Origin of the sequence: Enterobacter sp. ECC-219 (genome assembly GCF_043966805.1) — a bacterium.
GTDB lineage: Bacteria > Pseudomonadota > Gammaproteobacteria > Enterobacterales > Enterobacteriaceae > Enterobacter > Enterobacter cloacae_N.
In genome coordinates this window covers 1,227,886-1,241,470 of record NZ_CP143680.1, presented here as the reverse complement: position 1 = coordinate 1,241,470, position 13,585 = coordinate 1,227,886, and the positions used below count along the sequence as shown (strand labels likewise).

The following is a 13,585-nucleotide window of genomic DNA, read 5'->3' as shown; positions in this document are numbered from 1 at the left end:
CCAGTGCGCTGGCCACGCCAGATTTCCCAGTGGGAGAACATTCCTACGCCTCTGTATAGGCAATTTCTCCGTCGAACACGTCGAATAGTGCTTCAGCCTTTATCTTTCTTATGCTGCTCATACTTACATCTCCACGAGCAGTACACGGCAAAAATCTGTCAGAGCGTCAGGCCTGAACACCCAATAACGTATCGGTGTGTTCAGGCACTTACTACAGTTTTATAACTGCCGCTGCTCAAGGCTGGAATAAATCGTTTTGATCTCAGCTTTTAAGCTATCACCGCGATAGACCATCGACGTATCGTATCGCTGATATCTTTCCTCACGCGCGGCGCTAAACCAGTTAAAGGAACCGACGCAGAGTAGCCCCTCATCACCCACCACAATCTTACTGTGAACACGATTAACCAGCTTCGTTGTGATGCCCATCTCATCCAACCTTTCCAGGGCTTCATTCAGGCGCTGGTGTTTCTCTTTACGCTTTTCAAAATCAGCATGATCTGTGTTAGACGACTTATCCGTCACTACCGTGATATCAATACCACGGGCGCGCGCCTGAGACATCGACGCCAGGAAACCCGTCTGTTCCAGCTTTTGCCAGGTGAGCCACGGGGAAACGATAGTAATACTCTGATTAATGGAGTCAAAAGTCTGGTTCAGAAACGCATCATGTTGCTCCACCCCGTGCAGGGTTGAAATCTGCGTTTGCGAGGTAGTTAAATCCTGGCGCTCCTGAAACTCAAACTGCAGCGCATTATCAGTAGAAGCAAACAGGTATTTCGCCAGCAGCCCCCGGGGTGACGATCCGGGTTGGATCTCAAAGAGGTCCATATCGCCAAAGACCAGGAAGCTGTCTTTCGCACGCGAAACGGCGACGTTCAGCATGCTGCTGTCGCTGTCAATAAAACTGCCATCTTCATGCTTCGAATATACAGGAGAGAACAGCACAATCTCCCTTTCCGCCCCCTGCAATGAATGAACAGTACCGACTGTCAGCGAATTTTCATCGCCACTACAATTAATATCCAGCTTACGTAATGACGATTTAATCGTACTGACTTGTGCCGAAAATGGGGTAACAACCCCCACTACTTTATGTAGAGGTTCGCCATAATGACGCTCGATTTCCTCTTTGTGCGCAGCTAGCCACGCAGCTATCGTCTCAGCTTCAAATGCGTTATAACGGCTTCCTCCACTAGCCTGCATACCTTTACCATCAATATGCAAATATCCCATTGCAGGAAATATTGTCTCTTTTTCTTCCCCTCGTTTGGGCTGCAACTTACCGTGGTAGCAGAGGGTATTACAGTAGCCAATGATGTTATCGAAACAGCGACGGTGTTCGTACAGATACATCCCCCTCGCAAAGTCCGGATCATATTGATAACGCGAGTTAAACTGGGCGATCTTCATGACACTGCCAGATGCTGCACTCTTTCCTGAGTCACACACTAGGGCATAAGATTCGGTAAGTTCTTCTTGAGTACCCCCAGGAAGGATATTCTCCTCAACCATGTTGCCGATATCAATACCGGGCAAGCTATTCCAGATAGGCGCAATCTGCTCTGTGTCACCAATCACCAGGGCTTTCTTCGCCAGTGCGAAGGAGGCTGCGGCAACCTCAGGAAGCACCTGCCCCGCTTCGTCGACAATTAGTAAATCGGCAAAGTTATATAAATAGTTATCGTCGAATTTCTTATTGCCGCCGACAAATTCGCTGGTTTTCATATGGTAAGGAAACATGAAGCACGTCATAACTACACAGGGCGTTAGCTTCATTCTACGCTGCCAGCGGGCCTTTGTACTTTTCGCACCAGTACGACCTTTTTCTTTTTGAATATTATCTATGGCAGCCATGTCCATCAGCCACCGACCTTCCCAGTAATGCGTCGCCAGCAGAAACGCCGGGAAACGGAGCTGTGTATCGGCAAGTTCATCGGCTTCGCGCAGACTCAACTCTGTTTCGTCCTGATTTCCCAGTGAGCGAGTAATCTCGCGCCAGCGCAGTGCCGCTTCGCTTTCACGTCGGGAAATGTCCTCAGCAATATCGATCTGCTGCTGATACCCGGTCTGTTCATTATGCGATTGTGCAATCAGGTCATCGATAAAAGCATCAATTCCATTAGGCAGAGTTCCCTGGAATGCAGTCATTCTTTCGCCAAACGTAGCCTCCAAAAACAGCTTCATTTGATAGTGACGCTTAGTACGAACGGCGGGAAGCCAGGAGAAGAGAGCAAACATGAACGACTCACCGGCGCGATATTGTTCCCACTGTTTTTTTCCCTGCGTTAATAGCGAGATTTCATTTGTGCTATCGAGCAGTAACGTCCTCTTGTCCTGAATATACTGCTCGAGATTGTCACTGATGGCATGTCGCTCCTGACGGATTGCGTTCAGGCTGTCCCACGCAGGCTCTATTTGCTCAAGCTCTGCAGAGAGTTCAACTAAACGCTGATGCAAGAGATCCACAACCTGTTCAGGTGAATGGCATTCCACAGTCGGAAATGCTGCACTTGCCTTTTCAAGGAAAAAGAACCGGGCATCTTCTACATATTCAAGGGATTCAACGCAGTTAAAAAAGTCTTCCGTCTGGTATTTTTTTGCTGCCTCGGCTTTTCGGCTTGAAGACGGGAAGTAAGCGCCAAAGCTTTTTACATCAGGTAACCAACGTCCGGCCATAGGCCCACTGCCGGTAGCAAAATCTTTTCCGAACGCCTCAATAATGTTGGTAACCGCCTGGTTGTTGGTTGAAGTCGCAATCACCACTGGTGGTTCAGTTTTGTTAAGCGCCGCCCTCGCCCACTCCGTGGCAATGATAGAGAGCACCAGTGTGGTTTTTCCGGTTCCCGGAGGACCGTTCACAGCAAGAATATCGCCCGGCTTCTGAGTGAGATAATGGCTTAGGGCATCGCGCTGTGCGACAGCCAGAGGGAATTTATCGCCAGAATGGCCCAGACGCTCACTGAACATAGCATTGCTGGCAAGGAGTGACTCAACAGAAGACTTCTCTTTTGAAGCAAAGCGCGCAAGTAAAGGCACCTCTTTTTTGCACGACAGCAAATGATCGTACATAGGCAGGATATGAATGCTGGCTCCGCCAGGCTGGTTGGCTTTAATCACATAGCCATATCCAGCCGGCTCATATTGCTCTGGTGCATCAAGCCATTTCCCGGCCACACTTTTTAAAAGTTCATTTGTGTCTTTCAGATACTTTTGCCACAACTGCTTATAGCGAACATATCGTTCCGCCCGTTGTTCGTTTGTTTCCTCGCGCGGTTCACCCTCATCTCCGGGACCAAAAGTGACCGAATCATGTGTGGTTTTGTACCTGTCATATTCCGTCATCTCACCAATAGAAAAGGTACCTTTAGGGAGAGGTTCAAGCAGGTCACGGGGAATGGTTGCAGGAGATGCGGGGAACAAAAAGCCCTCTCGGTTCAACAGTGCGGAAGTAACCAGAGGCGTAACTATACCTGGTGCGCCTGCCTTGCGTTCCTTGCCATGCTTTAACAGGCGGATCCATACCTGCGGCCGTAACATCACCTCGACGGTCTTAACCTGCTCGTCTTCGCCCTCGAAGAACGCTTGCACGATCTCTTCATCCAACCTGCCCCGCTCGACATTCATCCACTGAGTAAATGACTCTTCATCTTTGCACTCAAATGCCCCTTTTCCAGACTCGGCATCAGCTAAGGTATTACGCCAGTATGAAGTGAATCCCTGAGTGTTACTGTCCATTCCCCATCCCGTGACTTAAATGAAATTATTGATTTCGCAGATATAAATTCTTCATATGATTAAGTATTGTCCACGTTGCGAGCGGGATCGCAATAATTATTTGGCATGCACGAAGGAACTGATTTCAAAGACAGAATATATTCACTGAAGAGTTCGAACTGTTACGATTAACAGTAGCGATTCGTCCTAGTGGGCGTCATAATGCACGATAGACTTCTCGTAAGGAGTAGAAATGCTATCAGTTCAATCATGGCTTGAAAAATTTGTTGAACAGGCCGATCAGAAAATTTCACAATCAACTAAAGACTATCCAGATACGCTTCATGGACTTAAGGTGAAGGTTAGTTTCGGCTTTGGTAATTACAGTTCTGTTCCCTGGATTGCATTTCTTGCTGAGGGTCAGGAAGTGTCTCATGGTATCTATCCTGTCATACTTTATTATAAAGATTTTGACGAACTTATACTTGCTTATGGGATAAGTGATACAAAGATTCCTCAACTTCAATGGCACTTTAACTCTGATATACCAGTGACGATTAGAGAATATTTACATACTAACCTTGGGATATACCCAAAGAAATATGGTCAGTCTTACTATGCATTCTCACAAAAAGTTTCCAATGGAATTGATTACGTAAAATTTGATGAAGAAATAGAAAAAACAATCAATGTATACAAAAAATTATTTTCCAGTTCCAAAGTATTGCCCCATCCAGATCCTCACTCCATTACTATGGTCAAAAAGCCCTACGATATAAACAATGCATTGAACGACCTCTTTATTCCTCAATCAACAATAGAAACAATTATTAAGCGTTTGGTGGTAAAGAAAAACGTCATTCTGCAAGGTCCACCCGGAGTAGGCAAAACCTTCGTAGCTCGCCGACTGGCTTATCTGCTTATGGAAGAAAGGGACTCACAAAGAGTTGGTATGATCCAGTTTCACCCATCTTATAGTTATGAAGATTTCGTACAGGGTTATCGCCCAAATGGTGATGGCTTCCAACGGAAAGATGGGATTTTTTATAGCTTCTGTCAGAAGGCTCTGAAAGAGCCAGATAAAAAACATGTTTTTATCATCGATGAAATTAATCGGGCGAATTTAAGCAAGGTTTTTGGCGAAGTCATGATGCTTATTGAACATGATAAGCGTGGTGCGAACTGGGCAATACCTCTTACCTACTCGGAAAATTATAGTGAACAATTTTATATACCTGCTAACGTCTATATTATTGGTTTAATGAATACAGCAGACCGTTCTCTGGCAGTCGTCGACTACGCTCTCCGCAGACGCTTTTCATTTATTGATATCGAACCCGGATTTGAAACAGAGCGATTTCGTACTTTCTTACTGGATAACAAAGCCGAGCCTGAATTCGTCGAATCATTATGTTTCAAAATGTTGCAATTAAATAATGAAATTAGTAAAGATCCTGAAATACTCGGAAAGGGTTATAGGATCGGGCATAGCTATTTTTGCAATGGTTTAGATGATGGCAATCAACCAAATGTGGAATGGTTCAGAACAATTGTTTTTTCAGATATAGCGCCGTTGCTTGAAGAGTATTGGTTTGATAATCCTGGTAAAAAACAAAACTGGCTCGACCTGTTACTTGAGGACATATAATGCATCAGCCAGCGATCCCAATACGTAACATCTATTATATGCTGACTTATGCATGGAATCATTTACAGGATGCTAAAATAGTAAATCTTGATGCAATACCGGCCAATAACTTACTAGATATACTCGGACATGCTTTAAATAAATATGTTCTTTATCTTTCTCGTCGGGGGTTTGAGCTGGATTACCAGCCAAATACGGAACTAATCTCAGGAGTAAAAGGAAGGGTGAATCTCACTCAAACACTCCGAGGTTTACATATGATACAAGGAAAAACAGTCAGTACTTTTGATGATCTAAATCCGGATACGCTTGCAAACGAAATTATTAAAAGTACTCTGACTGTATTAATAAAAAATGAAAATTTAAATAAAATCATCCGAGAAGAATCTCGATCCATTAGAGCAAGGATGCCAGAAGTGAGAGAAATTAATTTATCTCCCCTTCACTTCAATAAAGTGAAAATTAGGGCTGGTAATCGTCACTACAAATTCGCGATTAGTTTATGCAAGTTTATTGCAGACAATTCGATAAGCAATCAAAAAAATGGTAGCTATCGTTTTTATGATTTTGAGCGTGATGAACGTAAAATGTCGCTTCTTTATCAGGAGTTTTTATATTGTTTTTGCATGCGAGAATTACAAAACGCTGAAGTTAAACGCTCATATTTGAAATGGGATGCATATAGTGACACTGATAAAAATTTAACTTTCTTACCGCGAATGGAAACAGACATAACAATTACTAGCAATAGCAGAACATTAATAGTTGATGCAAAATATTATAAGAATATCTTTTCTAGCCGTAACGAAACGCAAAAGTTTCACTCATCTAACCTCTATCAGCTGATTAATTATTTATTGGCCTATAAACCTACGCAAGGTCATAAAATTAGCGGATTGCTAATTTATCCTCATGTTAAGGGAGCAGTAAAACATCGATATAATGTTAGCGGTTTCGATGTGGGGTTATGTACTATAAATCTTGATCAAGAATGGACGCAGATTCATAAAGATCTATTATCTATCTTTACCGAAAATTTAGAATAATTAATTAGATAATGGTCTATAAGATCAAGGGGTAACCGAATATTATTTATAATTCAGCCACTCGTCACTCCGGCGCCCCTTGAATCGAATAATTGCTAAGCCCCTTTCAACATATCAAACACCACGCGGGCAAAGCCCTTCGCCAGTTCAGGATTAGAGAGATATTGCACCATCATCTCCTGCTGGGCTTCGTTGCTGTCCATAACGGCATCATCAATCGCCTTCGGGAAATCACCCAACATCGCTTGTTCGCGCGTATTGTTCGCGATCTGAGTCATCACCGCCTGATTTTCTGACAGCTTGTCGCGCACCGCAAAGGCATAATTGATCATGTCTTTATCGGTCAGATTATCGGTGACAAAAAGCTCGTTCAGACGAGCCAGTATATTTGAAAGAAACTCCTCTTTCTTGTCCTTTGGTTTCGCCGTTCCGACATCATTACCCGGTTTGATTTTGTATTCCTCTGCATCCTCTTGCAGCTTCAGGTGCTGTTCGTGAAGTTTAGACAGGCGATAATGGCTCATCTCCACATTGCTTAAATCAATCTCGTCTTCTTCGATACGCTGCTCATGCAGCAACGGACGCAGATGGCGGGCAAACAGGCTCAGCTTTTCAAGGTTCTTGTCGTCATAATCGACGATTTGCGACATAAACTCGTAAAAGCGAACAAAGCTGCCGAGATCTTTCTTGAAGATATCCAGCTTACTTTTTTCTTTCTCGCAATCTTTGAAGGTGTTTTCCGCATTGGTGATCAGCACAACATCACCGGTCTTCTTGGTGCGTTCAAACATCTCTTTGGCCAGCACATAGGCATCTATTGCCGAAGTGTAGCGATGCTTCCAGCGCTCCACCGCAGGTTTGCAGATATTGCTGATGGCAGCGTTGGATTTGTTTTTGCTGAAGAACGCCTCACAGAACTGCTCCACTTCGTTCCACAGGAAAATACCGCTGGTGCGGAGCTTTTCATAAAGCTCAAAGACCAACTGCGGATCGCTGACATCCGTCAGTTCCGCTGTCTGGTAGTACGGCTGGAAAGCCCCCAAAATCTCGTCCGGCTCGTTATAGAAATCGAGCACAAAGGTGCCGGACTGTGCCTTCCCAGGATAGGTACGGTTCAGGCGCGACAGCGTCTGTACGCACTCCACGCCCCCCAGCTTTTTATCCACATACATAGCGCAGAGCTTGGGCTGGTCAAAACCGGTCTGGAATTTGTTGGCTACCAGCATCACCTGGTAGTCATCGGTATCAAACGCTTTACGCATATCCCGGCCTTTAAGTCCTGGGTTCATATTGATCTCGGTGAACTTCTGGTTAAGCAGCGCAAGGCTGTTGTGGTCATCTTCATGGAATTCCACTTCCCCGGAGAATGCCACCATTGCGCTAATCTTGTCGTACTTATGCTCGGCGATGTATTTATCAAATGCCAGCTTGTAGCGCACTGCTGCTTTACGCGAACTGGTCACCACCATCGCTTTTGCCTGGCCGGCCAGTAAGTGCATAACATGCTTGCGGAAGTGCTCAACAATCACCTTCACTTTCTGCGACACATTATGATCGTGCAGCGACACCCACTGGTTCAGTTTGATCTTCGCTTTCTTGCTGTCCACTTCCCGATCAGGATCGTCCAGCTTTTGCAGCAGCTTGTACGCCACTTTGTAGTTGGTGTAGTTCTTCAGCACATCAAGAATAAAGCCTTCTTCGATGGCCTGACGCATAGAGTAAACGTGGAACGCTTCCGGTTTGTTCGTTTTCGATGCCGGTTCCTGTGGGTTGGGACGACGGCCAAACAGCTCCAGCGTTTTGGCTTTCGGTGTGGCGGTGAAGGCGTAATAGTTGAGATTGTTGCTGCCCTTACGCGAGGCGACGGTGGCATCCAGAATATCTTCAGAAGACATTTCCACATCGTCATCCACTTCTTCGGTCATCAGCACTTCTTTCAGCTGACGCGCCGTAGAACCGCTCTGCGAGGAGTGCGCTTCATCGGCAATCACCGCGTATCTTCGCTGCTTCAGGCTGACGCTATTTTCAATCGCCTTCAGGACAAACGGGAAGGTCTGGATGGTGACGATAATGATCGGCTGCGAGTTTTCCAGCGCACTCGCCAGCTTCTCCGATTTAGAGCCGTCGCCCTCTTTATTATTGATACGCCCGACCACGCCGTCCTGATGTTCAAACTGATAGATGGTGTCCTGCAGCTGGTCGTCAAGCACGGTGCGGTCCGTCACCACAATCACCGAGTGGAACTGCTTCTCGCCATTTTCATCGTACAGGCGGGAAAGCTGATGGGCCGTCCAGGCGATAGAGTTGGATTTGCCCGACCCCGCGCTGTGCTGAATCAGGTATTTATTGCCGGTGCCTTCCACTGTGGCGGCAGTGATCAGTTTGTTCACCACGTCCCACTGGTGATAGCGTGGGAAAATCAGGCTCTCGCTTTTGTACTTCAGGCCAATGGCATCTTCTTTTTCAACGATTTGCAGATGCACAAAACTGGCGAGAATTTTCAGCAGATTGTCTGGCAGCAGCACCTCATTCCACAGGTAGCTGGTGGCGTAGTCATTGGCATCTTCCGGGATGTCGTTCCCCGCACCGCCGTCATGGGTACCTTTGTTAAACGGCAGGAAGAAGGTTTTATCGCCCTCGAGCTTGGTCGCCATAAACACTTCGTACTGGCTGACGGCAAAGTGCACCAGCGCGCCGCGTTTAAAGGTCAGCAGCGGCTCAGGTTTGTTGGTGCCAGGATCCTTCGGCAAACGCGTTTTCTTATATTGCGTAATGGCGTTTTGCACCGCCTGCTTAAATTCAGACTTCAGTTCCAGCGTCGCCACCGGCAGGCCATTGACGAACAGCACCAGGTCGATACGCCATTTCTTTGCCTTACTACCCGTTTCTTCAAATGCAGCGTTCGACGCATGCGGGCTGTAAACCAGTTCCGGCACAATACGGCAGATATTCTGTTTGTAGCGCGTCAGGGTTTCCGGATTAAGGTTATGTTCCGGTTTAAACTGGCACAGGGAAAAGCGTGCGTTATGGCTTTTGATACCATGACGCAGCACGCCTAAAGTGCCGTAAGTACGAGACAAAACATCGGTGGCGTTGATATCCGCTTTTTTCAGCTGAGCCACCAGCGCATCAAGGAAATGACGCTCGGTATCGGTAGGATAAATTTTGGCAAACTTCTCCCACTCCTGCGGCTGCGTGGTCTGCACAAAGATCAGTGCATCTTGGGAATACAGCGCTCGTTCGCGATCGTAGCCGTCGGTTTTGCCACAAATCCAGCCTCTTGCTTCCATCTGAGCAATCATTTCACTCTGGAAAATCAGCTCTTTGGTGCTGTCCATGCTCATGCGATGACCTCCTGTGACTCCTCAGCTTCCTGTGTATCTGGCGCAACCCAGTCACGGACGTCGATTTTTCCGGTGACGGCGGCGGAGATAAGGGCGGTGCGGCGTTCTTGCATCAGTTCAATTTGATGTAAAACATTACCAATTAATTTGGAATACATTTTATTTAAGCTATCTAAATAATTTTCAATAGCAATTAATTCCTCTGCGGGAGGAAGGCAGATTTTAAAATTACCTATAACTTCATTTGATAACTGTTTTACTGTGGATCCATATGCAGACACATTCAATTGTTGCTTCCAATATAAACTTTCACTCACAAGTAAAATAAATTGAGTTAACATTTCTTTTGGTCGCATAATCATCATTTGAGCATTAATAAAACCAGTATCACAACCAATTATATTTCTATCAAACTTAGCTACATGCCCAATTGTGCCACGAACAGTTATGATAAGATCATTATGTTTAAGCTTCCCTCTTCCAAGAGAGTTAAATTTCGCAGTAGAGATATAACTTAAATTATTTGTCGTGAGTTCAAAATCAGTAATGTTCTTTGAAGAAAAGAATGGGATTCCATTATCAACATAATCACTTTCATTTGGATAATTAACGCCTCGATCTCCATCGATAAGATAACAAACATTCTTTACTTTAGTCACAGTCCAATGAGCCGGCACGTCCCCCAACCACTCAACACCAGAATCTTTCATCGGCACATCAGGGTTTAGCCCTTTTGTAACGGCATGGCTAATGACTGCCTGACGTTTTTCTTTCAGAAGTTCAATTAGCTGCTGTTGCTTCTCGATTAGGTTATCGATTTTTGCGGTTTCGAGATCTAAAAACTCGGTTATTTTCTTCCGTTCTGACTCAGCCTTTGGTACGGAAAATTTATAATTACTCAAATGCTCCTGAGTCATACTTGGCAGGGCTGTATTTGTAGAATAACGAGAAAACTGTATCGTGAGCGCCAGATAATGAAGGTATTTTGCATTAAAACCTTCATTTAACTCTGTGTAATACATTGTATCAACAGTCCAGAATGGCTCATTTATATATAATGGCTTGTCGATGGTTCCTTTGCGTCCAAGTAATACAGATGGCTTGTCATACATAAATTTAGATGCGAACGTAAATTGTCCACCTGACCCCATAACTGGATAGCCATCTTCAGTCTGAACAGATTTATAATCTTGGCCGTTTTTTATTGTCGCCAAGTTTTTCAATCTACAAACAGTCCAGGATTTAGGTATTGGCCCCAGCCACTCAACCCCAGAATCCTTATACTCCGGATACGCCTTATACTTAGCCATCAGGAATGTACCTCCTGCAGCAGCTTCATAATCTCGGCGCTGACCGCGTCCAGGTCGGCATCGATCTCTTCCAACGGGCGCGGTGGTTGATAGACGTAAAAATGGCGGTTAAACGGAATTTCATAACCCACAATCCCCACCTCACCATCTTTCGCATCACGCTTATCAGCGTTGATCCACGCGTCATTCACGTGCGGTAGTACTTCAGACTCGAAATAGTTTTCAATCAGGTCGCTGGTGGATACCGCCGGGTTCAGCGGCACGTTTTCGTTATCACGCAGCTCGCCGTCCTGCTCAAACTCAACAACCTTGCCTTTGTATTCAAACGCACCGTACAGCGGCTGAGCGGCTTCTTTCAGCGCCTTCTTCACCACCGGCTCGGCATCCGGGTTTTTGGCGGTGATAGCATCGATAAACTGCTTGTTCTCTTTCGCATCCAGCTTCACGCCAGCCGTTTTGATGGCCCCTTTCAGGGTCAGCTGGAACTGGTTGAAGTCATTGCTCACTAACGTTTTACCACCGGCCTGCGTACCCAGAGCAGCCTGAATCTGCTGTGCTTTTTCCATCAATCCGCGCTGCGCCAGCCACAGTTTGCTGTCGAGCAGGTCTTTAATCTGCTTCTCTTTCAATTCCGCGAACTCGGCTTTAATAATGGCGCGTGCTTCTGCTTCCAGTTCGGAGAAATCACCATAGGTGTCTTCCTGCCATTGGGCTGCGAACTCTTCATACAGGCGTTCCATCGGCGCGTTAAACGGCTTCGGCGCAAAGCGCAGCGTCGCAATTGCCTCATCCGTCACCTGAGCAGATAAACGCAGCGGGCGTTCAATGGTCAGGCGGCGATAGCCAAAGTCGGTGCTGTTAAAGATTTTACTGGCGAAGGTTTTCGGCGCTTCGGTTTTAGTAGTGGCAGGCTGGCGACCGCGGCTGGATTTTTGCTCGGCGGCTTTTTCCAGACCAAGCTCTTCCAGAGTGGTGGCATCCACGACCTCAAAATTACCGAAGGTCTGGGTAATAAGCTTAATATCGTCTTCGCCCATCAGGTTGCGCTTGGAACCCAGCGATTTACGCATTTTGCCGCACAGGTTGGTGCCATCAATCAGCTGTACTTTGCCTTTACGCTCAGGCGCTTTCTTGTTGGAGAGGATCCAGACGTAGGTGGCAATACCGGTGTTGTAGAACATATCCGTTGGCAGCGCGACAATGCCTTCCAGCAAGTCGGCTTCCAGAATGTAGCGACGGATTTCGCTCTCACCGCTACCCGCACCGCCGGTGAATAGTGGGGAACCGTTAAGGATAATCCCGATACGCCCGCCGTTGCTCACGGTGCCATCCACATTGTGGTTGTCGCGCATTTTGCTGATCAGATGCATCAGGAACAGCAGTGAGCCGTCGGAGACACGCGGTAGGCCCGGGCCAAAGCGACCGTTAAAACCTTTCTGCGTATGTTCGTCGTTAATCTCGCCCTCAATCTTTTTCCAGTCCACGCCAAACGGTGGGTTAGAGAGCATGTAGTCGAACTGATCCAGCGGCAGCTGGTCGTTCGAGAGGGTATTGCCCAGCTTAATACGGCTGACGTCCTGACCTTTGATCAGCATGTCGGCTTTACAGATTGCGTAGGATTCCGGGTTCAGCTCCTGACCAAAGGCACGCATAACCGCGTTAGGGTTCAGCTCATGCACATATTCCATGCCCGAAGAGAGAAAGCCGCCGGTCCCGGCCGTCGGGTCATAAATGGTGCGGATGATACCGTCCTGTGTTAGCGCTTCGTCATCTTCCATAAATACCAGTGAAGTTGTCAGACGCACGATATCGCGTGGAGTAAAGTGCTCACCGGCGGTCTCGTTGGAGCTTTCCGCAAAACGACGGATAAGCTCTTCAAACACCAGACCCATTTCATAGTTGGAAATGGCTTTCGGGCTAAGGTCGGTAGTGGCGAATTTCTTCACCACTTTGAACAGCAGGTTGGCGTCTTCCAGCAGTCCGACAAACTCACTGAATTTGAAGTGTTCGAAGATTTCACGCGCGTCCGGGGAGAACGCCTGTACGTAGCTTTCCAGGTTGGCTTTGATGTCGTTCTGCCCCATCTTCCCCAGATCCATCTTCGAGGTATTGAAGAAGGAGAGGCCGCTGGCGCGCAGCAGAAACTTCTCTTTGGCATCTTCCGGCAGTGGGCTGGTTTTTAATTCATCATATTTCGCCACAACCGCATCTTTGGTCTCCGCCAGCACACACTCTAGACGACGCAATAGCGTAAAAGGCAGGATCACGCGCCCGTACTGAGACTGTTTGAAATCACCGCGCAGCAGATCGGCCACCGACCAGATAAACGCAGCCGTTTGGGAAAAGTTAGTGTTAGTCATGAAACCCTCGGGGAGATCGCAGCCATAATGCAAATGTGCACAGGCAAATATTCATTTTTGGAATCCAGTGCGCAAAATCATACCCGCTATAAAGGCTATCGCAAACGATACAGGGCAAAGAAATGAACAATGATATTGAATAACTAATTATCAGCAGAGT

The 13,585-nt window shown here is 46.6% G+C and carries 6 protein-coding genes; 2 read left to right on the top strand and 4 right to left on the bottom strand.

What is annotated here, in order from left to right:
- Positions 1-219 precede the first annotated feature (219 nt).
- Positions 220-3,738: an AAA domain-containing protein gene (locus V1603_RS05790; RefSeq protein ID WP_395313602.1), complete on the bottom strand. Its 3,519-nt coding sequence runs from the start codon at positions 3,736-3,738 to the stop codon at positions 220-222.
- A 232-nt stretch (positions 3,739-3,970) separates the two neighbouring features.
- Between V1603_RS05790 and V1603_RS05785 the strand changes: the two genes are divergently transcribed.
- Positions 3,971-5,365: an MrcB family domain-containing protein gene (locus V1603_RS05785; RefSeq protein ID WP_395313601.1), complete on the top strand. Its 1,395-nt coding sequence runs from the start codon at positions 3,971-3,973 to the stop codon at positions 5,363-5,365.
- A complete protein-coding gene (gene mcrC / locus V1603_RS05780) occupies positions 5,365-6,411 on the top strand; it encodes a 5-methylcytosine-specific restriction endonuclease system specificity protein McrC (protein ID WP_395313600.1) in 1,047 nt (348 codons plus the stop codon). Before V1603_RS05785 ends, mcrC begins: the two co-directional genes overlap by 1 nt.
- A gap of 95 nt (positions 6,412-6,506) precedes the next feature.
- On the opposite strand, the gene V1603_RS05775 is transcribed toward mcrC, so the two are convergent.
- Genes V1603_RS05775 through V1603_RS05765 form a run of 3 tightly spaced genes read right to left on the bottom strand, consistent with a single transcriptional unit; the run spans position 6,507 to position 13,425 of the window.
- Entirely contained in the window at positions 6,507-9,755 is a 3,249-nt protein-coding gene (locus V1603_RS05775; RefSeq protein WP_395313599.1) for a type I restriction endonuclease subunit R, read from the bottom strand.
- The gene (locus V1603_RS05770; protein ID WP_395313598.1) at positions 9,752-11,065 is read right to left on the bottom strand and encodes a restriction endonuclease subunit S; all 1,314 of its coding nucleotides are present in this window, start codon (positions 11,063-11,065) and stop codon (positions 9,752-9,754) included. The genes V1603_RS05775 and V1603_RS05770 overlap by 4 nt, the downstream gene beginning before the upstream one ends.
- On the bottom strand, positions 11,065-13,425 hold the full coding sequence (locus V1603_RS05765) for an N-6 DNA methylase (protein WP_395313597.1): 2,361 nt from the start codon (positions 13,423-13,425) through the stop codon (positions 11,065-11,067). Before V1603_RS05765 ends, V1603_RS05770 begins: the two co-directional genes overlap by 1 nt.
- Between the last annotated feature and the right edge of the window lie 160 nt (positions 13,426-13,585).